The 25,331-nt window shown below is 53.0% G+C and carries 21 protein-coding genes; 13 read left to right on the forward strand and 8 right to left on the reverse strand.

The window, feature by feature from the left end:
* The first annotated feature begins 159 nt into the window (after window positions 1-159).
* The 3 genes from CLV60_RS07755 (at window position 160) to CLV60_RS07765 (ending at window position 3,920) form a co-directional block, all read left to right on the forward strand.
* Complete coding sequence (locus CLV60_RS07755) at window positions 160-987, forward strand: hypothetical protein (protein ID WP_170118732.1); 828 nt, start codon at window positions 160-162, stop codon at window positions 985-987.
* Between the two features lie 32 nt (window positions 988-1,019).
* Entirely contained in the window at window positions 1,020-1,841 is an 822-nt protein-coding gene (locus tag CLV60_RS07760; RefSeq protein WP_106594798.1) for a universal stress protein, read from the forward strand.
* Window positions 1,842-2,219: 378 nt separating this feature from the next.
* A complete protein-coding gene (locus CLV60_RS07765; protein WP_106594799.1) occupies window positions 2,220-3,920 on the forward strand; it encodes an MAC/perforin domain-containing protein in 1,701 nt (566 codons plus the stop codon).
* Between the two features lie 103 nt (window positions 3,921-4,023).
* Here CLV60_RS07765 and CLV60_RS07770 read toward each other — a convergent pair whose 3' ends face one another.
* Together CLV60_RS07770 and CLV60_RS34970 are read right to left on the reverse strand one after the other, a co-directional pair.
* Window positions 4,024-6,252 carry a hypothetical protein gene (locus CLV60_RS07770; protein WP_106594800.1) on the reverse strand — a complete coding sequence of 743 codons (2,229 nt, stop codon included), beginning with the start codon at window positions 6,250-6,252 and terminating at the stop codon, window positions 4,024-4,026.
* Window positions 6,253-6,258: 6 nt separating this feature from the next.
* Window positions 6,259-6,480 carry a Kazal-type serine protease inhibitor domain-containing protein gene (locus CLV60_RS34970; protein ID WP_106594801.1) on the reverse strand — a complete coding sequence of 74 codons (222 nt, stop codon included), beginning with the start codon at window positions 6,478-6,480 and terminating at the stop codon, window positions 6,259-6,261.
* Window positions 6,481-6,642: 162 nt separating this feature from the next.
* Here CLV60_RS34970 and CLV60_RS07780 point away from each other — a divergent pair, with 162 nt between their 5' ends.
* Complete coding sequence (locus tag CLV60_RS07780; RefSeq protein WP_106594802.1) at window positions 6,643-6,876, forward strand: hypothetical protein; 234 nt, start codon at window positions 6,643-6,645, stop codon at window positions 6,874-6,876.
* Between the two features lie 31 nt (window positions 6,877-6,907).
* On the opposite strand, the gene CLV60_RS07785 is transcribed toward CLV60_RS07780, so the two are convergent.
* Window positions 6,908-8,278, reverse strand: coding sequence for a sensor histidine kinase (locus tag CLV60_RS07785; RefSeq protein WP_106594803.1), 1,371 nt, complete (start codon window positions 8,276-8,278; stop codon window positions 6,908-6,910).
* Window positions 8,275-8,952 (reverse strand): response regulator transcription factor, encoded by a 678-nt coding sequence (locus tag CLV60_RS07790; RefSeq protein ID WP_106594804.1) that lies wholly within the window; start codon window positions 8,950-8,952, stop codon window positions 8,275-8,277. Before CLV60_RS07790 ends, CLV60_RS07785 begins: the two co-directional genes overlap by 4 nt.
* A gap of 158 nt (window positions 8,953-9,110) precedes the next feature.
* On the opposite strand from CLV60_RS07790, the gene CLV60_RS07795 reads away from it, so the two are divergent.
* The 7 genes from CLV60_RS07795 to CLV60_RS07825 all read left to right on the forward strand — a co-directional run bounded on the left by CLV60_RS07795 (window position 9,111) and on the right by CLV60_RS07825 (window position 18,788).
* Window positions 9,111-10,487, forward strand: a complete 1,377-nt coding sequence (locus tag CLV60_RS07795) for a TolC family protein (protein WP_106594805.1) — start codon at window positions 9,111-9,113, stop codon at window positions 10,485-10,487.
* A gap of 12 nt (window positions 10,488-10,499) precedes the next feature.
* Window positions 10,500-13,685, forward strand: coding sequence for an efflux RND transporter permease subunit (locus CLV60_RS07800; RefSeq protein WP_106594806.1), 3,186 nt, complete (start codon window positions 10,500-10,502; stop codon window positions 13,683-13,685).
* A gap of 2 nt (window positions 13,686-13,687) precedes the next feature.
* The gene (locus tag CLV60_RS07805) at window positions 13,688-14,830 is read left to right on the forward strand and encodes an efflux RND transporter periplasmic adaptor subunit (protein ID WP_106594807.1); all 1,143 of its coding nucleotides are present in this window, start codon (window positions 13,688-13,690) and stop codon (window positions 14,828-14,830) included.
* Window positions 14,831-15,013: 183 nt separating this feature from the next.
* Window positions 15,014-15,313, forward strand: coding sequence for a hypothetical protein (locus tag CLV60_RS07810; protein WP_170118733.1), 300 nt, complete (start codon window positions 15,014-15,016; stop codon window positions 15,311-15,313).
* A 78-nt stretch (window positions 15,314-15,391) separates the two neighbouring features.
* Window positions 15,392-16,807 (forward strand): aminotransferase-like domain-containing protein, encoded by a 1,416-nt coding sequence (locus CLV60_RS07815; RefSeq protein ID WP_106594809.1) that lies wholly within the window; start codon window positions 15,392-15,394, stop codon window positions 16,805-16,807.
* 99 nt (window positions 16,808-16,906) lie between these two features.
* Window positions 16,907-17,797, forward strand: a complete 891-nt coding sequence (locus tag CLV60_RS07820) for an EamA family transporter (protein WP_146151529.1) — start codon at window positions 16,907-16,909, stop codon at window positions 17,795-17,797.
* 34 nt (window positions 17,798-17,831) lie between these two features.
* Window positions 17,832-18,788, forward strand: a complete 957-nt coding sequence (locus CLV60_RS07825; RefSeq protein ID WP_229210866.1) for a ketopantoate reductase family protein — start codon at window positions 17,832-17,834, stop codon at window positions 18,786-18,788.
* A gap of 5 nt (window positions 18,789-18,793) precedes the next feature.
* On the opposite strand, the gene CLV60_RS07830 is transcribed toward CLV60_RS07825, so the two are convergent.
* Window positions 18,794-19,267, reverse strand: a complete 474-nt coding sequence (locus tag CLV60_RS07830) for a hypothetical protein (RefSeq protein WP_146151530.1) — start codon at window positions 19,265-19,267, stop codon at window positions 18,794-18,796.
* Window positions 19,268-19,559: 292 nt separating this feature from the next.
* On the opposite strand from CLV60_RS07830, the gene CLV60_RS07835 reads away from it, so the two are divergent.
* Complete coding sequence (locus CLV60_RS07835; RefSeq protein WP_106594963.1) at window positions 19,560-20,015, forward strand: (2Fe-2S)-binding protein; 456 nt, start codon at window positions 19,560-19,562, stop codon at window positions 20,013-20,015.
* Between the two features lie 32 nt (window positions 20,016-20,047).
* Window positions 20,048-22,300, forward strand: a complete 2,253-nt coding sequence (locus CLV60_RS07840) for a xanthine dehydrogenase family protein molybdopterin-binding subunit (protein ID WP_106594812.1) — start codon at window positions 20,048-20,050, stop codon at window positions 22,298-22,300.
* A gap of 64 nt (window positions 22,301-22,364) precedes the next feature.
* On the opposite strand, the gene CLV60_RS07845 is transcribed toward CLV60_RS07840, so the two are convergent.
* The 3 genes from CLV60_RS07845 to CLV60_RS07855 all read right to left on the reverse strand — a co-directional run bounded on the left by CLV60_RS07845 (window position 22,365) and on the right by CLV60_RS07855 (window position 25,293).
* Entirely contained in the window at window positions 22,365-23,351 is a 987-nt protein-coding gene (locus CLV60_RS07845) for an aldo/keto reductase (protein WP_106594964.1), read from the reverse strand.
* 164 nt (window positions 23,352-23,515) lie between these two features.
* Window positions 23,516-24,247, reverse strand: coding sequence for a LytR/AlgR family response regulator transcription factor (locus CLV60_RS07850; protein WP_106594813.1), 732 nt, complete (start codon window positions 24,245-24,247; stop codon window positions 23,516-23,518).
* A complete protein-coding gene (locus tag CLV60_RS07855; protein WP_106594814.1) occupies window positions 24,247-25,293 on the reverse strand; it encodes a sensor histidine kinase in 1,047 nt (348 codons plus the stop codon). The genes CLV60_RS07850 and CLV60_RS07855 overlap by 1 nt, the downstream gene beginning before the upstream one ends.
* Window positions 25,294-25,331 lie beyond the last annotated feature (38 nt).

Raw genomic sequence — 25,331 nt, forward strand, 5'->3', positions numbered from 1 at the left:
AAAATCGTTTGAAAATCTTTATTCGCACGGCACCAGATCTTTCAAAAACGCGTGCTTTGCGCGAACTATTCATGCAGTTACATAGTTGCTTTTTTAGTGCCAGGCAGCGGTAAAGCCAACCATTGCGCTGTCTATTTTTGAAAGACCCGATTTTATCAGATGAGCAGATTTTTAATTGCAAGCGTACTGCTTGCATGCAGCAGCATCGCATATGCGCAGTATTCACCTGTGAGTTCTCACAACCAGAAAGGTAAGATTTTCGTTTATTGGGGCTGGAACCGAGCCTCTTACACGCAGTCCAACATCCATTTCAAAGGGCAGGAATATGACTTCACGTTAAAAAGTGTGGTAGCCAAGGACCGTCCGACCCGTTTCACTGCGCGGTATTTTAATCCTGCCAAGATGACGATACCGCAGTACAACTTCCGGATCGGCTATTTCATCACACCCGAGTTCAGTCTTTCCTTCGGTTTCGATCACATGAAATATGTGATGAAACAGGACCAGACCGTTAATATCACCGGCCAGATTTCGGGTTCCGGCACCGAGTACGACCGGGTTTATCAGAATGAGCCGATCAAGCTCACCGGAGATTTCCTGAAATTCGAGCATACCAACGGGCTGAATTACCTGAATATCGAGCTTCGACGGATGCACAACCTGCTGGATGAGCGGAAATTGAGGGTGAAAAATATCGAACTCAATATTTTCGAAGGGGCGGGAGTAGGCATTCTTTATCCCAAAACGGATGTGACGCTGCTGAACTTTGACGAGAATGACCAGTGGCATATAGCCGGGTACGGTATGAACCTGGTGGGGGGATTGAATGTCACGTTCTTTAAACATTTCTTCATCCAGGCCGAAATGAAAGGCGGGTATATCAACATGCCCGACATCCTGACGACCAACTTCCCGCAGGACCACGCGAGCCAGCATTTCTTCTTTTTCCAGGGTAACACGAACCTCGGCGTGATCTTTAAATTGTAAATTTACCTGCCCCGCCGATGTAGCCATTGATTATGACAAATTCAAGTACCCGATTCCGTATCCTGATCCCCTGCGATTACTCTGAGGCGTGCCGGCAAGCGCTGGATGCGTGTGCGACGTTCGATTGGAAAATGCCCGTGGAGGTTTTGATCCTCACTGTGCAAGACCCTATGCGCGGGGGAGGTTACGGGGAAAATGCCGATAAGCTGCTTACCGAATGGCTCACTGCATTTCCGGCCGGGATCCCGATCAGACGGTTAGATGAAAAGGGCAGGTTTGTCAATGCCGTGCTGAAAGTGCTCACAACCCAGGGTATCGACCTGGTTATTGCAGGTACAAGAGGTTCCAGAGGTTGGGACGGCGTTTTTGTGGGATCGCATGTGGAGAAAATCGTTCGTGTTTCGCCTGTTCCGGTGCTCGCTATTCAGCCGCGCCAGCACCTTGCGGAATCGCGGGATATTGTGGTTCCGATCGACCTGGGGCAGGAACCTGGTGAACTGAGCAAGTGTCTGGCAGCAATACGAAAATTATTCGGCGGACGGTTTCACTTTTTATATGTGGAAACTAACCAAGCCGGAAATGAACTCACGGCCATGGAGCTGCTGGCTGAATACAGCCGAAAACTAGGTGCCGGTAACTATGAAAACGCGGTCATTACAGCGGGTGAGGTGGCTGAGGGAATACTTAAATATGCCGCGCAGGTGGGCGCGGGCATGATTGCAATCGGAACAATGGGTAACCCCGACCCCTCCCAGATGTTCCGGCCGAGTGTGGCGGCCGATGTAGTCAACCACGCCAGAATACCGGTTTTTGCTTGCCCGCTGCGGCAATGGGAATCATCGGGCCCTCAATAAATTCTACATTTCTTACCTCGCTCTTCTTTTTTATCCCCTGAAAATGGTTTGCTGCTAAGGAGTTGGGATTGCTCCTGGCTAGAAGTGGTTGTATTTCAGTGGTTTAAAATCAGGTAATTCTACGCATATACGTGTAAAACTAATTCGTAAACTTTGCGCCCGCAAATCTTGCTGCGGTGTCGTGCGGAATATCGAAACGAGAAGTTGACACCGTCGAACAACGGGATTTCCCTTTACAAAAATCTGACATTATGGGCTGTTTTTCGCCGCCGCTATCGGAGGTGCGAAGGGCTTCCCTCCATAAGCTTGCATTTCCAGTACGCGGGCGGAATCCGAAAAGCCTTAACAGAGTAGGAAACATTTTTAAACCCAATCTCCATGTCAGAGTTCATTGCTAAAGGGCTGGACGAAGAGCCGTTGATGGCGGCCGCCCTTGCTTCCCGACCACAAGACAACATTTTTCGATCGTTCAACGCATTAAATCCCAGGATATTCGATGATCTGCTGGGGAATCTACGAAGCGTTACCAAAGGGGATATTTCGGAATATCTTACGATTGTGAGCGATGGCAGCAAGTTCAGTTCTAGTTACCAGGAGCATTCCTCCACTTTCGAAAGCAGGCACGAGTTTTCCCTTTCGATGGGCGTGGAAGGCTCCTATGGCGTGTTCAGCGCTTCGGCCAACCGCGAGAGCGAAACGGTGGAGACTTCATCGTTTACGTCTTTGTTCTCGTCGTATTCGGCCGAACTTCATATGGGCACGATTTCGCTTAATGCCTTGTCTCCGGCTGAACAGCTGGGGCTTCTGCGGCCCGAAATGGTAACGCAGCTGAAAGCGATCGTCACCCTTGCCGACGCGCGCAATTTTACCGAAAGATGGGGTACCCACCTCATTACCAGGGTAAATACAGGCGGAATTGTGTTTGTATCCAACTCGGTAGAGACCGAGTCGCACGACAAACGGGAATCCGTATCGTACGATATGAAAGTCAGCTATCAGAAAGTGGCCTCACTGGAAGTAGCGATAAGCACCTCCAACGAGATAAAACAGGGGAGCGAAAATGTGATGCAAACCATCCGGGTACGGGGTGGGGATGCCCACAAGGCCGCGGCGATCAACCCCGCCGACCGTTCTACGATCCGGGCGTGGGTGGATTCGGTATCGACCGACACGACATTCGCGGTCGTTGAGTCAGTGGAGATATTTTCATTGGTGGACGGCCTCGCACGCACGATGCTCAAAAAGTACATCGACCTCACGATGCTGGCATTCAGCCTCCAAAATCCGGTTATTTTTGCAACCGGCACCGGCATTCGGGCTCGTCAGAATATAACCGTCACGGCGGCTCCCGTCCGGTTTGGAAACGATTTCAAAGTGATCGGCGGTGGTGCCGGTGCCACCAAGGGTAGCAACAACTTCCTGATGGGCTCGTATCCCCAGTCGCGCGATGCCAGACCGCCGGCCGCGTGGATCGCCTCCTCTCATGACCTGAGAAATGAGGCCGTCGCTACCGACGTGCTGACCAGCTATGCGATTGCCATTCACGACCCGGGAAACTATATCGACGTTACCGTGGCGGAAGGCCGCGGCACCAATACGAAAATCGGCGCCGACAGGGCCGAGGCAACCCTGCCCGACGGCTGGATTCTGACGGCAGGCGGCGTATTTTCCAGAACTCTGGAAGGAGCTCACAAATTCGTGACTGCAACGTATTTCAAAGATGCTAAAACCTGGGCGGTCGCGAGCTCGGATTACAAAACGGCTGCCACCAACGTGGAACTGCGCGCTTTCGCGATTGGTATCAAAAGCAAGGATCCTTTGCTTACCATTGAAGTCGACAAGCAGGCGGGCACCGAGGAGCGCGGCCAGCACGGGCGCCCTACCGCCGTGGGCCGAGGGCCTGTATGCGGTGGAGGCGTATTGGTTTCGGGTAATTCCGGCGCAGGAAACCTTGTGCAGCAATGTCTGCCATCTGAGCCCAGGATCTGGAAAGGGGTCAACAGTGATCTCGATGGCAGTGTTTCACCCGCCAGCTCGCAGGCATTCGCTCTCTCCCTGCATGCACGCGTGCTGGTTTAAGGCTATGATGCGCATGTTGATCGCCAATTGACAATTTAAAGGTCGCTTGAAGCATTGTTCAGCTTTAAGCGACCTTTTAGTGAGCGGCACGTTACCCGGAAAGTTATTTCTCCTTGTTGCCGTCTTGCACGGTAAATCCAAATGTTGCAGCTGCCATGTTTCCGTTGACATCCAACCCCTCGATGTTGCCGATAAATGCACCGGTGATGTCCGAACAATAGAATTCCAACGTCGCTTCTCCTTTTTCATCGGTAACAACGGCCGGGTTCCAAAGCAGGGTATTGCGCTGATCATCGACTGCCGCGTCCACGGGGGCATGCTGATAGTCGGGCTGATAAAACTGCTTTTGCGCCTGATACCCTGTCGCGCGGGTGAGATTGAATTTGGCTAAAAGTTCTTCTTCGGTATAAACCGGATATTTGTAGGGCTCCTTCACTACATCCTCGGACTTGAATGGCCCGTGCAGGGAAGGCCTGCCGTCCCTGAACCGCGAATAGCTAACGCCTTCTACGGGCTTTTTGCCGCTGCCGCAGGAAACGCAGTTGAGCCAGTTGCATGCACCTACAAAATCCGCATTCCAGCTGAATTTGGCCAGACTATCCAGGCCCTGTACATATGGATCGGAATAGGTTTTTCCCTTGGCGGTGACGACGAATTCATCCAGTACAATGCTGCGGGATAGCGCTGAACGGTAGGCTGCCTCGGGCGCCAGGGGAGTGAAAACAGGCCCGACAATGCTTTTATCAGCCAATGCGTCGCGGATTTGGGTAAATGGTTCATCCAATAATATTTTGGTCTTCGCAATCTGCTGCTGATCGCCGAGGGGTTTGAGGTACATCCTGCCCAGCAGCATATTCTCGACGCTCAATGTAAAGCGCCCATCCGGCCGGACGGGAATGGGGTTCTGAATGCCGGAGCCATTAGGGGCAAAAGCGAGCAGCATAGGAGGGAAGTCGCGGTTGCCGCCCAGGTGCCCTGTCATTCTGTTGGAGAGTACCAACTGGCTGGGGGCGTTGGTCCCGTTGTTTGCCCATACATACCGCCGCCATCCTTGTGTGAGCAACAGCAGGTCTAAGGCTAGTTCGCGGTCTTCATTTTTGGGATCGAAGTAATAGTCGGGATCGGTGACAGGGCCGCGTATCTGCGCGTGCAAATGCGTGAAGGACACGATGTTCAGCCTGTCGGCGGAGTTTTGGTAGAAACTGTCGTAGACGCTCGTCCCCAAATGGGCTACGACGGGCGTCCCCGCCGCGTCGGTAACCCTTATGTGAACCTTTACTTTGTCGCGGGGACGGAATGCGGCTTGCGAGGGCGTAGCGCGCACGACCAGATTTTGACCGGCGTGAGCGAAAATGAGCCGTTCGGCAAGCGGCCGCAGCTGCTCGTTGTAAACGGTAACTTGTGCAATCCCTTGCGGCAGTTTGGCGGCCGGCAGGCTGAACCGCAGACTGTCGCCGGTCATTTTGCCCTGGAACAATGCACAAACGATCCCTCTTGCCTGAGCCGAGACGTAAATTTGGTTTAATGAATTCTCCCGGGTTTTTGTCAGGAGAAATGTGAATTGGGTCTTCGATTGACTCACAAGGTGGAGCACTACGCCTGTCTGCAATGCGTCGGGGAGCTTGTAATGTCCCGCGGAATGGTTTGTTCGCAGTGTATATATCGCTGATTGTTTGGGGATGAACTGAAACTTCCCTGTTCCCAGCCGGTTGCTTGAAACGTTCATCACGGGCTGGCCATCCTCCAACAGTGTGGCGCTCAGCTGTACCTGTCGGCCAGCTGCCTTCCAGGCTTTCAATGCAACGAGGTTGGGCACGCCGGCAACCAGGTCTCCGCCCTCCGGGAAGAAATCGATATGAATGGAATCCGCTGATGTGACCTGGCCTGCCGGAGGAGCGTTGTCTGCGATTTTTAACCGCCGGAATGCCTTGAATTCGCTGGTGTCTTTGAAGATTGAATGAGGCGTAAATGCGGCCAGCAAATACTCCGTTCCGGGGATGGTGTTTCTGGTGGAAAGCTGTCCGCTCGCAAAGCCGTTGTCGATCAGGATTTTTTCTTCGGATACAATGCGGGCACTGTCGGCACTTCTGAGCTGGATAAAAAGGGTAGTGTCGAGGGCAGCCGGTGCCAGCGATTGCGCGTCCATAATGTAAGCCTTAAACCAAATATCCTCGCCGCGCTGAAAAACGCCCTTGCTGGTTTGCAGATAAACGAGCGTTTTGGGTTTAGCATTTGCCGTCTTGTTAATGTCCTGAACGATCTGCTCCGGCGACTGGCCTTTGGCGGCGCAAAGTCCCAGGCAGCCAGTGAGGATTAAAAGTAATTTTTGCATGTTGAGTCACTTCTTGCCGCATTTGCCCTTTGTGTAATTGGTAATTCCGTAAGCACGGGCTTCGCAGTCGTTGGGATAGGTTTTCCCGTTGCAACCGCAAACGGGGGCCAAAACAAAATAGCAGCCCGATGAATCCCTCTCCCGTTCGACGCAAGCGGGGTCCGGGCCATTGGATTTTTTACAGGTGATCAGTGATAGGGTCAAAAGCAAACCAAGCGCAGTTTTCATAGTTTCAAGCCTCTAAATGCCGGTAAAACAACATGCCGTAGCGTAACACAAGACCCACATATGATCCGTTTGGTTGCAAGAAGTTGTCGTATCGATGGATTATTGAAATTAGCTGTTGGTTATATAAAAGGCCCCTTTGGATAATTCTGGCTACTTTTGTGCATGAATGAAACGATTATGCTTCCCGTCGATTATCAGGGAGCCTCCCTCGAACTGCCACTGACCATCGTGCCGCTTGGCTATACCTACCAGCTCCATATAGAAGTAGAAGGCAAGACGCTGATCTTTGAAAAGGACGACCAGGGCGAATACCGGGTGATTGACACCCAACATGATACCGGGACAATCAGCAAGGGACTTGTTGCGGCGATTGTCGCTACTTTACAGGCGCTTTAACGGCGGTCTCGGACGCGTCGCTCGCAAAAGGCTATCCAACAGATATCCTGACGGGAATTCTGATAAATACCGTTGTCTGATTCGGTTCCGAAGTTACGGTCAGCGTTCCCCGGTGCATGTCGATGATCTTTTTCGCGATCGTCAATCCCAGTCCGAAGCCGGGCACTTTACCGACGTTGCTGGCTCGCATCATAGGCATAAAAATGTTTTCCAGCTGTTCCGGCGGAATGCCCATTCCCTGGTCGGTAATAGCGATCACCATTTCACTGCCGTCCAGGTCTACATCGAGTCTGACTGTTTTTTTCTCCGAATATTTGCTCGCATTGTCGAGGATATTGATGAGCACCGTTCGCAGTAAAACGGAATTGCCGATGATGTGAATGACCTGGCTTTTCTCCGTGAAAATGTCGGACAATGTGAGCTCGATCTGCTGATCGGGGTGTTTTTCGCCGAAGTAGGAAATGCTGTCGAGGATAGTATCGACGATGTTGACGTCCTGCTGCATTTTTACAGATTGCAGGCCTTCCACTTCCGCGAGCTGCAAGAGCGAATTGGTCAGCGTAATAGCGTCTTCCAGCCTGAATAATGCCTTTTCCATGCTCGTACGCACATCCGCGAGCGCCTGGTCGTACGCGAATGAGGTTTCCAGGATACCTTTCACGACTGTCAGCGGCGTACGAATCTCGTGGGAAGCGTAGGCAACGAAATGCTCCTGGCTGTTGGCGAGCGTTTGCAACCGCCCCAGCAATTCGTTGAACGAATTGGCCAGGTATGCGGCCTCGTCGGCCTTGGAAGTGCTTTGGAGCCTGAACGAAAAGTCGTTGACCGACGCGGGGTCCATTTGTTTAATCAGTTGGTCGAAGGGCAGCATAGAGCGCCGTGCAAACCAGAACCCGGCAAATGCGACGATAATCAGCAGCACAATATTTCCCACCACCAGGATGAACAGCAGGCTATTGCTCGCCTGACGGCCACCCAGGTCATAAGCCGTAACGACGGACACATATCGGGTGCCGCCGATCATGAAGGACAATGCGACACCCTCTTTGTCGGCATTCCAGGGGCGTGCCGCATAGCTGAAAAACACCTCTTTTTCCCGTGCCCGAGCCAGTAGCCCGGCGGTGAGCTTGTAATCGTCCGGGCCGGAGGAATTGTAGATAACCTTATTGTCGGGGCCCACGATCGTTTCGTGCTGATCGGGCAGGGTAAGGTAGGTAAACCGGTGAAATTCGGCGCGGTTCTGGAAATACAGCTCGCCGGCCACGGCCCTGCGCTGCAACCTTGTGCGGATCAGCGACTGGCGGTAGGATTCGTAAGTTTGATAAATAAATATCGAGAAAAGCAATAGCAGGGACGCGACCAACGCCCCGAACCAGATCGTGATACGCTGCTTGATGCTCATGGTTCGGCCCCCAGCATGTAGCCAACGCCGAAAACCGTATGCAGCAGTTTAGGTCCGGTATGGTCGATTTTCCTTCTCAAATAATTGATATACACATCCACCACATTGGTATTGGTGTTGAAATGCACATCCCAGACATTTTCCAGCAGGTCGATCCGTTTCACAACGCGGCCCTGGTTGAGCATCAGGTATTCGAGCAATGCGTATTCGCGCGCAGTAAGTTCTACTCTTTCGCCACCGCGCCACACCCGGTGCGAGTCGGTTTCGATAGCCAGGTCGAGGAGTTCTAAGCGCTTGGGACGGGGCGCGCGGGCCGGATGCCGCCGTGCGAGCGCTTTCAGCCGGAAAAGCAATTCCTTGAACGCGAAGGGTTTGGCGAGGTAATCGTCGGCACCCGCTTCGAAGCCCAGCACCTTGTTATCCAGGCTGCCCAATGCGGTGAGCATGATCACGGGCACGGCGGGCCAGTTATGTTTGATGAAACGGCAAAGGTCAAAACCATTTACGCCCGGCAGGTTCACGTCCAGCACCACCACGTCGTAGCGGTTCTCGTTCGCCATACTCCGGCCAATGACGCCGTCGAATGCCGTAGCGACGGAAATACCTTCTGATACCAGCCCCTTTTGAATGAATTGGGTCAGCTCAACATCATCTTCGACAACTAGGACATTCATGTGATTCGCTGTATTGATGTCTCAAATTTAAACAGCTTCCGGTCACAAGCCGTATGATGCGGTCTTTCTAATCACCTTTTAATAACCTTCTAACCGTCCTATAATCAGGCTCGGGTTTACTTTGACGATCGATAAACCGAAGGGGAATCAAAGTCAAAATGATACGCTTAAAGCTTACGTTAATCTGTATTTTTCTTATCAGTGCCTGCATTCATGTGCATGGCCAGGTGCTGAGTATGGAGCAGGCAGTAGATGCCGCACTGGCCAGATATCCGACGATCGAGGCCCAGCGGGCGGCGTTGGCGGCGCTCGAAACATCTGTAAATGTGTTGAAAGCCAATCGCCTCCCGAACCTGCGCCTGCACGACCAGGTCGACGTCGGTACAGCGAACGGCCTTTCGGGTTCTTACTTCTCAATGGGTCTGATTGTCCCTACCTCCGGCGGGCGCCGGGACGAAAACCGCATGGACCTCGCCTCGGGCAATATCGCACTCGCCACCGCCGATTGGGAGGTCTATAATTTCGGGCGGTACAAAGCCGAGGATCAATTAGCCAGGGCCGACATTGCGGTAGGGCAGGCGGGCGTGCAGCGGGAGCAGTTTATGCTCAGGCAGGCGGTCGTGGGCGCGTACCTGGATGTGCTCTGGCGCGGGAGGATCCTGCAACTCGAATCGCGCAACATTGCGCGGGCCGATACGGTAAGCAGGATTATCAATAACCTGGTTAATAATGGGATACGCCCCGGCCTGGACTCGTCGCTCGCGAGCGTGGAACTGTCGCGGGCGCGCCTGAGCTATTATGAGATCGACGAAGGGCTGCGGCGAGCTTTTTTACAACTGTCCATGCTCACCGGCCGCGACATCAGCCAGCTGACAGTCGACACCACTTTTCATGAAAAGGCGCTGTCAGATCAGCCTAATAACTTGAAAGTCGTGACGAGCCACCCGATATTAAGCTACCAGAATACCATTTTAAGCCGCCAGCAATCGGAAATAGCGGCGATCCGGAAAACGGCATTGCCGCGCGTTTCGCTGCTGGCTTCCGGCTGGGCGAGGGGAACGAGCCTGGACATCGATAATAACTACGGTCCGCTGGGTCGCGGGTTTGGGTACAGCCGTACCAATTTCCTGGTGGGAGTGGCCGCTACGGTGAACCTGACAGACTTTCGCCGGGTCAGAAGCCGTACCCAGGTACAGGAATGGAAGATCAGGGAAGCCGGTTCACGGCTGGAATTTGAGAGATTGAAACTGGAAAATACGCTCACAGCGTCGGATTCGGTGCTGGCCACGGTTCGCCTCGCATTGCAGGAGCTGCCCAATACGATCCGCTCCGCCGAGAGCGCCTACCAGCAGCGGCTTTCCCTATATAATAATGGTATCGAGAATATCCTGGGCCTCACCGACGCCATGCAGCTGCTTACCAAAGTGGAAAGACAGGCCGTCGATATCGAGCGCAGGGCCGTGGAGCTGCGGTTGCAGCGCGCTTATGCCACGAGTGATTTCGAAGACTTTTTCAGCTTTTTCCGCCGGCCGTAAACCCACTTACTTATGTTGAATTTATCATTAAAACGTCCGATCGCGGTGCTGGTCTTTGTAATGGGACTGGTAGTATTCTCGATCATGTCCGCCACGCGCATACCGGTCGATATTTTTCCAAAACTCAATTCCCCGGTCATTTACGTGATCGAGCCCTATGGCGGGATGTCACCAGCGCAAATGGAAGGTTTTTTCGCGACGCGGATGCAGGACCAGTTTCTGTACATCGGCGGGATCAGGGAGATTTCCAGCCGGAGTGTTCAGGGCCTTACTATTGTCAAACTCGCATTCTACGAGGGCAGCGACATGGCGCAGGCGGCGGCCGAAGTGGCTATTCAGGTCAACAGGGCAATGAAATTCTTCCCGCCCGGCGCATTGCCGCCGCAGGTGGTCCGCTACGACGCATCTTCGGTGCCGATCGGCGACCTGGTTTTCAGCAGTAAAACGCGCCCGTTGAAGGAGATCCACGAGCTCGCGGTGACGCGCGTCCGCCCATTATTTTCAACTGTACCCGGCCTCACCGCCCCGCCGCCCATCGGTACCAATGCGCGAACGGTGGTGATCAACCTCGACCCGCAAAAAGTACGGTCGCTGAATCTCTCGCCGGACGAGGTGGTGGAAGCACTGGCGGCCAACAATGCCATGACGCCTTCGGGAAACATCCGTGTGGACAATACGACTTACATTACCACCCTGAATTCCCTGGAAGAGCAGGTGGCCGATTTTGAAAAAATTCCCGTGAGTACACAAGGTCGGATGACGGTCTTTTTGCGCGACATCGCCACGATCGCCGACGGTTCCGACGTGACGGCCGGCTATGCGCTCGTGAATGGCAGCCGATCATCGTACATCCCGGTCGTGAAAACGGCCGACGCTTCTACCTGGGATGTGGTTACCGCCCTGAAAGCCAAGTTACCCGAAATGCGCAGCCTTTTGCCCGATGATATCCAGGTCAATTACGAATTCGACCAGTCGGTATTTGTGATTAATTCGGTCAAAAGTCTGCTTTTCGAAGGCGGGTTGGGCGCATTGCTCACGGGGCTTGCGGTATTGCTTTTCCTGGGCGACTGGCGCTCGTCGCTGATTGTGATCATTACCATTCCGGTTTCGGTGATCGCCGCCGTGCTGTGCCTGAACCTCGCCGGGCAGACGATCAATATCATGACGCTGTCGGGACTGGCGCTGGCCATCGGGGTGTTGGTTGACCAGGCGACGGTCACGATCGAGAACATTCACCAGCACCTCGAAATGGGCAAGCCGCGCAGGCAGGCTATTTATGATGCTTGTAAGGAAGTGGCATTGCCGCTTTTGCTGATCCTGCTTTGCATTATCGCGGTATTTGCACCGTCATTTATCATGTCGGGTGTGCCGCGCGCGATGTTCCTGCCGCTTTCACTTTCGATCGGTTTTGCCATGACCGTTTCCTACCTGCTCGCGCAGAGCCTGGTGCCTATTCTGGCCAACTGGATGCTGAAAGAGCATTCATCTTCTAATCATACCACACACGACGATGCAAGTAAAACCTCCACTTTCTTTGACCGCGTACGCCATGGGTTCGTGTCGCAAAGCCGGAAGCTGTTGCGCGCGAACACGTGGGTCGTGGGTGTTTACGTGATTGTTATACTCGCGCTGGCCGCGTGGGGCTTTGTTGTGATCGGGAAGGATATGCTGCCGCAGATTAATTCCGGACAAATGGTAATACGCATGAAAACGCCCGACGGCACCCGGCTGGAACGGACCGAAGAAGAAGTAAGCAAGCTCCTGGCGCTCGTCAACGAGGCAGCCGACGGAAATCTTGAAGTTTCATCGGCCTATGTGGGGGTGGTTCCCACCAACTATGCGACGTCCAACCTGTATGTGAGTACCAGCGGCCCTAATGACGCGGTGATTAAAGTAGGCCTCCACGCGGAATACAAAACCAATATGCAGGATTTGAAAGAGCGCATTCGCGGGCTCGTACACGAGCAAATGCCCGACGTTACCCTTTCTTTCGAACCGGCCGATCTGACCGAAAAACTCATGAGCGGCGGCGCATTCACGCCTATCGAGGTGCAGGTGGCCGGCCGGGATATGAAGGATATTGAAGGGTATGCCAACAAGTTGGTACAGAAGCTTTCGGAAGAGGAGCACTTGCGGGACGTCCGAATTGTGCAGCCGCTTAAATTCCCGGTTATTAATATTAGACTCGATCGCCAGAAGCTCGCCGTGATGGGTATGAGTTTGCAAGCGGCGGCGCGCTCCATTACCGCATCCACTTCATCAAGCCGCTATACCGAAAAAAACCAATGGCTCGACCAGAAGGCGGCTTACACCTATCAGGTACAGGTTCAAATCCCGGAATATGCCATGCGCAACCTTTCCCAATTGCAGGAAATACCCCTCGTTGCAGGGCAGGCGAGGCCGGTGCTGGCGGATGTGGCGACATTTTCGGTCGATACTTTGCCGGGTGAATATTCGCGCACGGGGCCCCGGCGCTTTGTGACGGTGTCGGCCAATATCCATCACCAGGACCTTGGCACGGCCACGCGTTCGGTGGAGCAGGCGATTGCTTCGCTCGGTGAGGCGCCGAAAGGCGTGGTGACGCAGATAAAAGGGATGTCGTCGCTGCTGACGGAAACGCTAGATAGTTTGCAAACAGGCCTTGGCATTGCGGTGCTGGTGATTTTCCTGTTGCTGGCGGCTAATTATCAGTCATTTAAATTGTCGCTCGTAATACTTTCCACTATTCCGGCGGTTATCGCGGGCTCGGTCGGCGCACTGCTGCTTACGGGCAGTACCTTGAATTTGCAATCCTACATGGGCATCATCATGTCCACCGGTATCTCCGTCGCCAATGCAATCCTGATCGTAACCAACGCCGAGCGCCTGCGCTGGGACTACGCCGACGCAGGTCGTGCAGCGATGGAGAGCGCCGCATTACGCCTGCGGCCGGTACTGATGACCAGCTTTGCGATGATCGCGGGTATGGTGCCGATGGCCCTCGGTACCGGCGAGGCCGGCGAGCAGGTAGCCCCACTGGGAAGGGCGGTAATCGGCGGGCTGGTGGCTTCCACCCTGGCTGCGCTTTACATTGTTCCCCAGGTTTATGTATTACTCCAAAAGAAAACGGCATTGCGCGATCCATCGCTGCTGCCCGATCCCGCGGAACCAAGCCCGGCATTATCCTCCAATGGCTCCCTATACTCAGAACTATCTTAAATATGAAAACCAATCGATATAATGGCCTGTTATGGCTGCTCGGGATGGGGCTTTTTGCTTCCTGCTCTTCTTCTGAATCTTCCGGCAGCAAGCCGGCGCAAAAGGCAAAGACCCAGGACGCTGTTACCTATCGGATAGGCGAGGTGTCGGAAGCAAAAGTCGGTCAGGAAATCCAGCTTCCGGGCGAATTCATGGCCTTTCAGGAAGTAAGCATTTATCCCAAGGCCGACGGTTTTGTGGAGAAAGTGCTGGTTGACCGTGGCTCGCAGGTACGCAAGGGCGAGATCCTGATGGTGCTGGAAGCACCGGAAACCGAGCAGCAGCTGGTGGCTGCGCGTTCGAATTACCTCAAAGCGCAGGCCGTGCTCGTGGCCAGTAAGGAACATTACCGCCGCCTGAAAGCCAGTACCCGCATTACGGGTTCGGTTTCGGCGCTCGACCTGGAAAGCGCGCAAGCCAAAATGATGGCCGACAGTGCCTCTGCCATGGGTGAACAGGCCAACCTGGCCGCATTGACGCAAATTAAGAGCTACCTGATCGTTCGTGCACCGTTCGACGGCATCATTACCGAACGTAACGTACACCCGGGCGCATTGGTGGGAGCGGGACTGAAACAGACCGGCCCGATGCTGAACCTCCAGCAGCAGGATCGCCTCAGGCTGGTGGTGGATGTGCCCGAAAATTACAGCCTCGGCCTGAAAAAAGGGAAACCCGTCAGCTACCACATCAACGCAATCCCCGGAGAAAATTTCAAAGGTACCATCAGCCGGCGGTCGGGAAATATGAATCTGAAATTCAGGTCCGAGACGGTTGAAATCGATGTCAGCAATGCCTCACGACGCATTAAACCGGGGATGTTCGCGGAGGTGTCGCTCCTGCCGGAAGCAACCGAAGGGGCGCTTACAGTACCTGCCACCGCCGTGGTGGCTTCCACCGAAAGGCAATACGTGATCCGGGTGGACGCTGCCGGTAATGCGGAGTTCGTGGATGTGCGGACAGGCCAGAAATCGTCGAACCTCACCGAGGTGTTCGGTAACCTTCGGAAGGGAGATAAAATCGTGGTCAATGCCCGTAATGATCTGCGGCAGGGGATGAAGCTGCCGGCCAGTTCCGGTGATATGGCGCAGGGAAGCGTAAAATATTGACTTGATTTTAATGGTATCAAAAAATAGATAAAAATAATATCAAACATAGTGCATTTCTCAAAACAGAATCTTATTTTTGTTGTATATCATCATCAGCAAAATTTTGATCGTCATGAGAAAACTGTCACAGGAAAACGCCGGACAATCGTTGCAGGAATTAGCTTGCAGAAGGGAGGTGGTACGATGAAACCGAGGTTCGAGCAGCGCTATATCGCGAAAGCGCCCAATCCCGATCAGCTGACCACGCCCTACACGCCCGAGTTCTTCAAGGAGCACGGTGCTATACTGTACCAGTTCGTGCCAACCATCAGAGGTAACGAACTGCTGCCAGGCGAGGTAAGGTATGGCTACAAATTCTACCTGCTGGATGACCCCGGTAAGGAAGGAGTATTTTATCTGTCTTCCCACAAAGACATCGAGACGCTGAAATCACGTTCCAAATTCCTGTCAAGGGTAGAGAGGGAAATATTGAAGATTTCGTGAGTAATCCGGTTTCCTGGGCGAAATTCGCAGGTACAGCTTAAATTCTGATACCTTTGCAGGGTACAGACCGGGCTAAACATGCGAAGAGAAATCCTGTATCGGAAAATTGCAAAGATCATCGAGGATCAAATCCTGTCCGAAACACTGAGGATCGGGGATAAGCTTCCTTCTATTCGATCCATTCAGCAGATATACGGGGTAAGTTTAAATACGGCGATTCAGGCTTTTGCCGAACTCGAAAGTAAATCGCTGGTGGAGTCACGGCCGAAATCAGGCTACTTCGTGAGTAAAACATCCCAGCGAAAGTTGGCGCTTCCGTCGGTGAGTAAGCTTATTTCACCTGAAAAGGGGAAGAACTCGGAGGATTTGATCAGCAGCGTATTTGATATATTAAGGGATAAGAGCATCAGGCAGTTTTCACTGGGCATTCCGGACAACAAATTGCTGCCCATTGCCAAGCTGAACAAAGGCATTATCAAGGCAATGCGCCAGCTCGAAGGCAGCGGAATGGATTTCGAGCCCGCACAAGGGAGTACGAGTTTGAGAAGGAATATCGCCAAGTGGTCGCTCATTTTCGATGGAAGCCTGACCGAAGACGATATTGTCACTACCACCGGAACAACCAACGCCATTTACCAATGCCTGCTGGCGACGACGCAGCCGGGGGATACCATTGCCACGGAAAGCCCTGTGTACTTCGGCATCCTGCAACTGGCGAAGTCGATGGGCCTGCATGTGATCGAGCTGCCCACGCACCCGCTTACGGGCATCGAGATCGATGCATTGAAAAAGGTTATCCATAAAATTGATGTATGCTGCTTCACGGCGAATTTCAATAATCCGCTGGGAAGCCTTGTACCCGACGAGAACAAGAAAGAGGTAGTGAAGCTCCTTACGCATCACAACATCCCGCTGATCGACGACGATCTGTTCGGCAACCTGTTTTTCAGTGGTACACGCCCGAAACCGTTTAAGGTATTTGATGAGGCGGGTATTGTCATGTGGTGCGGGGGCGTATCCAAGACGGTCGCGCCTGGTTACCGGGTTGGGTGGATCGCGCCCGGTCAGTTCAAGGATAAAATTATTCGTCAGAAACTGGTGCAAACCGTCACATTGCCTTCCTTGTTCCAGGAGGTTATTGCCGATTTCATGGAACACGGCGGTTATGATCATCATTTGAGGACTTTGCGGCATACGCTGCACACCAACTGTCTCAAATTTCAGCAGGCAATCGAAGATTATTTTCCCGAAAACACCAAAATATCCCAGCCGCAGGGCGGGTTCTTTCTTTGGCTGGAACTGGACAAGCGCCTGGACACAGCCGAGCTCTACCAGACGGCCCTCAGCCAGAAGCTGAGCTTCGCACCGGGAAGTATGTTTTCCCAAAACAGCAACTTCAACAACTGCATGCGCCTGAACTTCGCGCTTCCCTGGGACGACTCATTGGAGAATGATATCAAGCGGCTCGGCAGCATAGTAAAACAAGCCCTGTAAATCTGTACCCCTAAAAAAACAAAAAACTATATCTATTATCACTGCATTCTGTTGTGGTACTTTGCATGTAAAGCAGTAAACACTAACAGCAGTTCGATTTTGAAACCCAAGCATCTCTTGCTCGCCCTGGTTACGGTCATTGCCTGGGGCCTGAATTTCATCGCCATTCACATTGGCTTGGAAAAATTACCGCCAATCCTCTTATGCACAGCGCGGTTCGCGTTAACGGCCTTGCCGTGGGTGTTTTTCCTGCCCAGGCCCAAGGCGCCATTTAAGCTGATCGTGGGCTACGGCATCTTCACATTCGCAATCCAGTTCGGTCTGCTCTTCGGAGGAATGTATCTCGGGCTTCCGGCAGGTTTGTCGTCACTGGTCATTCAGGTGCAGGTATTTTTCTCCATCGGGTTAGCCGCATTGATTTTCGGCGACGTGCCGAGCGTTTGGAAGGTTTTCGGTGCACTGATCTCGTTCATCGGCATTGGTATCGTTGCCAGCCATGTGGATGGAAACACGACGTTCATCGGGCTTGCATTAACCTTGCTGTCGGCACTTTCCTGGGCAACCGGCAACATTTTCTCCAAGAAAATCGCGGCAAAGTCGCCCGTAGCGCTGGTTGCATGGGGAAGTCTGGTCGCGACTCCGGTGATGTTGACGGTATCTTACATTTTTGAAGGGCCCGAGCTGATTATGCATTCCATTCGCGGGTTGACTGCCGAGACGATCATTGCAGTGCTTTACATCGTTTACCTATCCTCGTTCGTGGGTTACGGCATTTGGGGATTCCTGCTCAATACCTATCCGACCGCCGTGGTTACGCCATTTACGTTGCTGGTTCCAGTCGTGGGACTTTTGAGTGCCGCGTTTTTCCTGGGTGAAGAATTGTCGTCCTGGAAGCTGATAGCCTGTGTATTCATCATGGCCGGGCTTGTGTTCAATCTGCTCGAAAAGCAGATCCGTGCATTGGCTTCGCGCAGAACGTCGGTTGGGTAAATCAGGTAATGTTTTGATTTGAAATAGATTAGCTATGGAGACAGGCAATGGTTTTGACGCTTCGGAGATTAACACAATTCATATCATCGGTAACGGCGTGATTGCCAAAGCGCTGGCTGTGGCATTGGCGATCAACGGCCGAAGCGTAACCATTCTCCGCGGCTCGGTGGATAACACAGGAACATCCCGTGAACTTGTCGAAGTGGATACGGGCGAAGAGCGGCTGAGCGCCCACATTGAAATCAGCTCGATTAACAGCTACGAAAAACTCGATGGCCTGATTGTTTTAACCAATAAATCATTTGGAAATGAGCAGGTTGCTCGAAAGCTGCACGCGAAGGCAAAGCACTCGCCCATTGTGTTCCTGCAAAATGGACTGCATGTAGAGAGCTGTTTTTCGGATATGGGCTTTGAGAACTTGTACCGCTGCGTGCTCATGGCGACGAGCCAGGCGGCCGGTGAAAACAGCGTGCGGTTCCGGTTGGTGGCGGCCTCGCCCATAGGGATAATCGCCGGTTCCGAAGAGATGCTGCCCAATATTGTAACCCAGCTGAATACGAGCACTTTCTCGTTCAGGGCAGAGCCCGATATACAGCCTTTTATTTGGAAAAAGGTCATTTCCAATTGTGTATTCAACTCGATTTGTCCGCTTTTGGAAGTGGACAATGGAGTGTTCCGACGAAACGCAGCCGTCCTGGAAGTAGGAAAGCAGGTAATCCGCGAATGCCTTATCGTCGCGCGGGAACACGGGATTCGCTTGACGGAGGAGGAAATAGTTCAGAATATTTTGAGCATCAGCGAAATGTCCGACGGACAGAAGATATCCACCTACCAGGACATTTTAAACAGGCGGGAAACCGAAATCGATTCAATGAATCTCGAAATTGCGCGCTTGGCTCGGCGGTCGGGAAACATAACGGTACCAGCCACCTCGCTGCTGGGCGAGCTCATCAGGCTCAAATCGAATATTTTTATGCAGCAGGTACCTTAATTCACTCAATTTTTCTTCTTCCAGGGATAAGGACTCACTGTTCTCAGTTCTGAACGAGGAGCGTCGCGCTGCTGATCGCCCGGATTTGCATCGGCCTGCCGGTTATCTGCGTCAGAAGTAAGAACATCGTTTTTGTCCGCAGACTGAAAAATCGAGTGCGCTCCTTTCGGGTCAACCAATATGCCATTACCGGCGCCGGTGCCTTGAAGTACGGAGTGAGTACCATTGGAATTAATAACAACCGCATTTCCCCCGCCGGTAGATTGCACCACGGAATGGGTTCCGTTCGGATTGACAACAATTCCGGATCCATTGCCGGTGGACTGCAGAACAGAATGAGTACCATTCGAATTGACGATCACGGCGTTTCCCCCACCGGTGGACTGAACAATCGAATGCGTTCCATCCGCATTGATCATGATCTGAGCCTTGGCAAGGCCGCTAGCTAACAGCGCCATCAAACACATGTACTTTTTCATTCCTCGGGCATGACTATTTCAAACATAATGTAGTTAAGTTACCTGAGGAATACAAATGTCTTTCTATATTCTATTTGACTCTCCCGATATTGCCAGCTTCCGGTATCCCGGGTAATCCATTACTCTCCTTTTCGGTCAACGTCCGAATTCTTCGACGAACGGCATATATTTCCCTCAGGATACGTTCGGGAGGGATTTGGTGCATCTTGTCGAAAATAGCGGTTTAATGTGTGCTTTTTTGCTTCATTTACATTTCATAGGAACGCTTTTACCAATTGAAAACATCAATACTGTGGCGACATTCAATCTGAAAATTAACGGAAAACCCAGGACTGTGGACGTGGATCCGGCCACGCCGATGCTCTGGGTATTGCGCGACCATCTGGACCTTCCCGGTACCAAATATGGTTGCGGCATCGCGCAATGCGGCGCTTGTACGATCCATTTGGAGGGTAATGCGGTCCGTTCGTGCCAGCTTCCGGTGTCGGCGGTGGGAAAATCGCCCATCACGACCATCGAGGGATTATCGGAAAAAGCGGAACATCCCGTGCAGAAGGCCTGGCTCGAACACGACGTGGCCCAATGCGGCTATTGCCAGGCGGGACAGATCATGACCGCCGCTGCATTGCTGAAACGCAATCCGAACCCATCCGACGAGGAAATCGAAGCCCAGATGAGCGGCAATATTTGTCGCTGCGGCACTTATGTGAAGATCAAGGAAGCCGTTAAGTCTGCGGCTAAGAAGTAAATCACTACCCGAACCTGCAAAAGAAATTGACCATGAACAATGATAAAAATGCGTTGGACAGGCGCTCGTTCCTGAAAGCATCCCTGCTGTCGGGCGGTGGAATGATGCTGACGGTGAGCTTTCTGTCGAGCTTCAAATCGGCCGACAAAGCCGAAGCGCTCAACTTGCCGGACCAGTGGGCGGAGCTCAACGGCTACATTCAGATTACGGCGGACAACCGGATCAAACTCGTTTGTCCGAATCCCGAATTTGGCCAGAATGTGATGACCTCGCTGCCGATGATCGTGGCCGAGGAGCTGGATGCCGACTGGAAAAATGTGACGGTCGAAATGGGGCCGCACGATAATGTGAAGCTGGGCCCGCAGTTTTCCGGGGGAAGCAACTCGGTGCGGATGTACTGGAAACCGCTGAGGGAGGCCGGTGCGGCTGCGCGACAAATGCTCCGCGAGGCGGCAGCGCAAACGTGGAATGTGCCGGTAGGAGAGGTGACTACCAAAGCGGGTGTGCTCTCGCATTCCAGCGGAAAAACGGCCAAATATGGCCAGATGGCCGCCAAGGCGGCGACGCTGCCCGTTCCGAAAGACCTGGTGCTGAAATCACCGAAGGATTTTACGATCGTCCGCAAATCCAAAAAGAATGTGGAAGGACTGAAAGTGGTTACGGGCAAGCCGCTTTTCGGTTTGGATTACCGCATGGAAGGTATGCTGATCGCGATGATCCAGCACCCGCCGGGATTTGGAATGAAACTGAAATCCTTCGATGCTGCGGAAGCGTTGAAGATGCCGGGTATTAAGGATGTTTTCAGCCTGAAATTGTATGAAGAAGGTTTTGAGCAGGCGGGTTTCGATACCCGTACTTTCAATGACTTGCTGGTGATTGTGGGCAAGAGCACCTGGGAGGTGATGAACGCCCGCAAAAAGCTGGTGGCTCAATGGGAGCCCGCCGGGGAAGTGAAGGACACCATGGCCGGACGGGATGGAAAACGGATCGTGACCGTCCCCGGCGCCCTGGAAAGCTCGCAGACCCAAATGGCGCAGATGGCCGAATATGCCAAAAAGCCGGCCCAGGAGCTGCGCAAAGACGGCGATCCGGAAAGCGCTTTTAAAAATGCCGCACAGGTGATCGAGCGTACGTACACGGCACCGTTCCTGGCGCACAACTGCATGGAGCCAATGAATTACTTCGCCCATGTGACCGACGAAAAGGCGCTCCTGGTGGGGCCGCTGCAATCTCCCGGCTGGATCGAGCCGACGATCAGCAAACTGCTGAACCTGCCCCCCGAGAAAATTGAAATACAAATGACTCGCATGGGCGGTGGCTTCGGCCGCAGGGCTTATAACCATTACCTTTCCGAAGCAGCTTTGATTTCGAGGAAAGTGAAGGCGCCGGTGAAGTTGATATACACCCGGGAAGACGACATGACCTACGGCATTTACCGGCCCATGTATACGGCCACTTATCGCGCGGCGCTCGATGCTAACAAAAAACTGATCGGGTTTCATGTGAAAGGCGGAGGCGTCCCCGAGCACCCGATCCACGCGAACCGCTTCCCGGCAGGTGCGGTCGACAACTACCTGGCCGAAGGCTGGCAGATTCCGTCCAATGTGACCATCGGCGCTTTCCGTGCGCCGCGATCGAATTTCAATGCGGCTGCCGAGCAATCTTTCCTGGACGAAGTGGCCGAAGCAATGGGTAAGGATCCGATCCAGTTCAGATTGGAGCTCTTGAAAAAAGCCAAAGAAAACCCTGTGGGCAAAAACAATGATTACGATGCCGACCGCTACGCAGGCGTTCTGGAACTGGTCCGTGACAAATCGGGGTGGGGCAAGCCGGGCAGCGAAAAGTACAGCCGAGGTGTGGCCGCCTATTTCTGCCACAACTCCTACGCCGCCCACATCGTAGATATCGTTACCCGCGACGGCCAGCCCTACGTGGAGCGTGTTTTCAGCGCGATGGACTGCGGGATCGTGATAAACCCCGAAGCAGCCACGAATATGGTACAAGGCGCCGTGGTGGACGGTATAGGGAATGCATTTTACGGTGCGCTTACCCACAAGGACAGTGCCGCCCAGCAAACCAATTTCGATAACTACCGGCTTATCCGCCATAACGAAGCTCCGAAGAAGATCGAAGTGCATTTCGTACAAAATGACATAGACCCGACGGGTTTGGGAGAGCCGCCATTCCCGCCGGTATTCGGTGCGGTGGCCAACGCGTTATACAAAAACAAAGGGCGCCGGTTCTACAACCAGCCATTCAAGCCCGAGTTGGACAAGGCGATTTGACAGCGAAACAAAACGGCCCGTAAGCAGGAAGCTTGCGGGCTGTTTCTCTTTTAAGGCGACGTAATTACAATCCGGTCGTTTTCTCGATACTCTCCACATACCGGCCGCCGACAACGTGCAGTTTATCCGCTGCTTCGGTAATGGCGCGCACATCTTCCGGTGATAGGTCCACGGAGGCGGCTCCGATATTCTCTTCCAGCCGGTGCAGCTTGGTGGTGCCTGGGATCGGCGAAATCCAGGGCTTTTGGCCCAGCAGCCACGCCAAAGCGATTTGCGCCGGCGAAGCGCCGTTCGCTTGGGCGAAATCTTTGAGCAGATCTACAAATGCAAGGTTGGCTTTCCGGGCCTCCGCATTGAAACGAGGCGAGTTCTGGCGGAAATCGTTGGCTGCCAGTTCTGTTTGTTCATTAAACGCGCCCGTAAGAAAGCCCTTGCCAAGCGGGCTGTAAGGAACGAGGCCAATGCCCAGGTCTTGCAGTAAAGGAATGATCTCTTCTTCCGGTTTTCGGAACCAGAGCGAGTACTCGTTTTGCAATGCTGAAACCGGCTGTACGGCGTGTGCTTTTCGAATGGTGTTTGCGCCAGCCTCCGACAGACCGAAGTATTTCACTTTTCCCTCGGCAATCAATTCTTTAACTGCCCCGGCGACATCTTCGATGGGAACGTTTGGATCTACACGGTGCTGGTACAAAAGGTCGATGTAATCGGTACCCAGCCGTTTCAGGCTTCCCTCGACCGCTTTTCGGATTTGCTCGGGACGGCTGTTCACGCCTGCCATTTTTCCGTCCTGAATATTGAAACCAAATTTCGTTGCAATCACCACCTGCCCGCGTATGGGCGCCAATGCCTCTCCTACAATTTCTTCGTTGGTATACGGACCGTACACTTCCGCGGTGTCAAAAAACGTCACGCCCTTCTCAACGGCGGCCCGCAGCAAGGAGATGGACTCGTTCTTATCAATGCTGTGACCGTATGAGAAATTTAAACCCATACAACCAAAGCCCAGCGCAGACACTTCCAATCCGCTATTCCCTAATTTTCTCGTTTTCATGTCGATCAATGCTTTCAAATGTGACTGTGAGTGTTCGACTCAATGACACAAATTTCAAACCATTTTTCGGGAAGGTGCTTATACAGATTACGGGTATGCTTACCAATATTACCGGGCGCAGGCGGAGCCGGCATCGCAGCCATGTATAGGAATGGAGACTGAACCTAAATCGCCCCCGGATCGGTGGTATTTTGCAGCTGCTTGTCCAGCCTGGCCTTGTAAATCCGGCCGATCGGGATCTCCTGGTTGTTAATCCGGATATAGTTTGCGCTGATTGCCTGAATGTGGTCGAGCGAGATAATGAATGATTTGTGAATGCGGATAAACCGGTCGGGCGGAAGCTTTTCTTCCAGGTAACTGATCCTTAAATACGATACCAGCGGCCCGGAACGTGTGTGCAGCCGCACGTAATCTTTCAGGCTTTCAATCCACAGAATTTCATCGAGAAACAGTTTCACCATTTCCTTATCGACTTTGAAATACTGGTATTCCCGCACCGGGGTAACAGCCTGCGGTAGTTCCTGCGGCGCGGCCGGATTCGGTGAAAACCGGTAGATTTTACCCACCGATTGCAGAAACCGTTCGAACGAGATGGGTTTGACGAGAAAATCGAGCACATCAAACTCATAGCTTTCCAATGCATATTCCCGGAACGCTGTCGTGAATATGACCTTCGGCCTGTATCCAAGCGGCCGAAGCAGGTCGAAACCGGTGAGCCGGGGCATTTGGATATCCAGGAAAACGACGTCGACTTGCAGCTGTTGGAGCATTTGCAAGCCTTTGGTAGGGCTGTTGCAAACGCCCACCAGTTCGAGGTCGGGCAGCCTGCCGATGTAATCCTGCATCAGGTCGGTAGCCAGGGGCTCGTCGTCAAGCACAAAACATCGTATCGCCATTAGTTGATATTGAATTTTAAAACTGCTAAAAACTGCCCTTCCTCGGGCATTGTTACAAGCTCATAGTTTCCGGCAAAAAGGATTTCCAGCCGCTTTTTCAGATTGGTAAGCCCCAATCCCGACCGAAATGGCACCGGGGCGTCAGTCTGCACCGAATTTTCGACCGAAAAAATCAGTCGTTTGTCGTTGAGCGACAGGTTGATCTGTATCCAGCATGGCCCTTCCGTCTGCGCTGCGCCATGTTTAAATGCATTCTCCACAAACGGCAGCAGCAGCATGGGCGGCACCATCACGTGCGTGGTACCCGCGAGGTAGTTGAAATTCATCTGAATGTCCAGCCGGTCGCCGTACCGGATCTGTTCAAGCGAAATATAATCTTTTAAATAGGCAATTTCTTTTGATAACGGCACCTTATCGCGATGACTCTCATGCAATTGGTAGCTTAGTAACCCTGCCAGGCGCTGTAACAGGTTGGGCATCTTGTCGGGCTGCTGAATGGAGACGGACGTGAGGTTGTTGAGGGTATTGAACAAAAAATGCGGCTGCACCTGGGATTGCAGCAACTGGTATTCCGCCGAAACCTTTTCGCGCCGGTAGGTCTCGCTCAGCTGCTGCTGGCGGAGCGCATGCCTGATCAGGTCGACCACCACAAAAAGCGCTACTACCAGATGCAGCTGCATGGCCTCGGCCAGGATTTTCGGCGCATACCAGAAGGGCTTTTCCAGGGCGAACGGGTAGTAGAGCGGGTAAATCCATTTGTAACTGACGACGCGGCGGAGTACGCCGAAGACAAACAGCCCTGCAAGCAGCGAAATCCAGAATGCCGTCATGCGCCCGTACAGCAGGAAGCGGCGTACGGTAACCAGCAAATGCCAGTAGCCCGCGATGATCAGCAACGGCAGCTGCACGCTGATCTGGCAGAGGCTTTGCTGGAAATTGTCCAGGTAAGCCCCGGTATTGAGCCACTCAAAAAGGAAAAAGCATAGCCAGAAAAGGCATTGCGCCCATAGCTCTTTGGGTATTTTGACAGCAGAGACGCGGATCATTATTTCGGATTTGGATCTTCGAAACCTAAAATTAAAGA

Origin of the sequence: Dyadobacter jiangsuensis (genome assembly GCF_003014695.1) — a bacterium.
Lineage (GTDB): Bacteria > Bacteroidota > Bacteroidia > Cytophagales > Spirosomataceae > Dyadobacter > Dyadobacter jiangsuensis.

Bases quoted from the DNA above. Each gene is read 5' to 3' on its own strand.
- CLV60_RS07755 (WP_170118732.1), top strand. From the start codon at position 160: ATGAGCAGATTTTTAATTGCAAGCGTACTGCTTGCATGCAGCAGCATC.
- CLV60_RS07760 (WP_106594798.1), top strand. From the start codon at position 1,020: ATGACAAATTCAAGTACCCGATTCCGTATCCTGATCCCCTGCGATTAC.
- CLV60_RS07765 (WP_106594799.1), top strand. From the start codon at position 2,220: ATGTCAGAGTTCATTGCTAAAGGGCTGGACGAAGAGCCGTTGATGGCG.
- CLV60_RS07770 (WP_106594800.1), bottom strand. From the start codon at position 6,252: ATGCAAAAATTACTTTTAATCCTCACTGGCTGCCTGGGACTTTGCGCC.
- CLV60_RS34970 (WP_106594801.1), bottom strand. From the start codon at position 6,480: ATGAAAACTGCGCTTGGTTTGCTTTTGACCCTATCACTGATCACCTGT.
- CLV60_RS07780 (WP_106594802.1), top strand. From the start codon at position 6,643: ATGAATGAAACGATTATGCTTCCCGTCGATTATCAGGGAGCCTCCCTC.
- CLV60_RS07785 (WP_106594803.1), bottom strand. From the start codon at position 8,278: ATGAGCATCAAGCAGCGTATCACGATCTGGTTCGGGGCGTTGGTCGCG.
- CLV60_RS07790 (WP_106594804.1), bottom strand. From the start codon at position 8,952: ATGAATGTCCTAGTTGTCGAAGATGATGTTGAGCTGACCCAATTCATT.
- CLV60_RS07795 (WP_106594805.1), top strand. From the start codon at position 9,111: ATGATACGCTTAAAGCTTACGTTAATCTGTATTTTTCTTATCAGTGCC.
- CLV60_RS07800 (WP_106594806.1), top strand. From the start codon at position 10,500: ATGTTGAATTTATCATTAAAACGTCCGATCGCGGTGCTGGTCTTTGTA.
- CLV60_RS07805 (WP_106594807.1), top strand. From the start codon at position 13,688: ATGAAAACCAATCGATATAATGGCCTGTTATGGCTGCTCGGGATGGGG.
- CLV60_RS07810 (WP_170118733.1), top strand. From the start codon at position 15,014: ATGAAACCGAGGTTCGAGCAGCGCTATATCGCGAAAGCGCCCAATCCC.
- CLV60_RS07815 (WP_106594809.1), top strand. From the start codon at position 15,392: ATGCGAAGAGAAATCCTGTATCGGAAAATTGCAAAGATCATCGAGGAT.
- CLV60_RS07825 (WP_229210866.1), top strand. From the start codon at position 17,832: ATGGAGACAGGCAATGGTTTTGACGCTTCGGAGATTAACACAATTCAT.
- CLV60_RS07830 (WP_146151530.1), bottom strand. From the start codon at position 19,267: ATGAAAAAGTACATGTGTTTGATGGCGCTGTTAGCTAGCGGCCTTGCC.
- CLV60_RS07840 (WP_106594812.1), top strand. From the start codon at position 20,048: ATGAACAATGATAAAAATGCGTTGGACAGGCGCTCGTTCCTGAAAGCA.
- CLV60_RS07845 (WP_106594964.1), bottom strand. From the start codon at position 23,351: ATGAAAACGAGAAAATTAGGGAATAGCGGATTGGAAGTGTCTGCGCTG.
- CLV60_RS07850 (WP_106594813.1), bottom strand. From the start codon at position 24,247: ATGGCGATACGATGTTTTGTGCTTGACGACGAGCCCCTGGCTACCGAC.
- CLV60_RS07855 (WP_106594814.1), bottom strand. From the start codon at position 25,293: ATGATCCGCGTCTCTGCTGTCAAAATACCCAAAGAGCTATGGGCGCAA.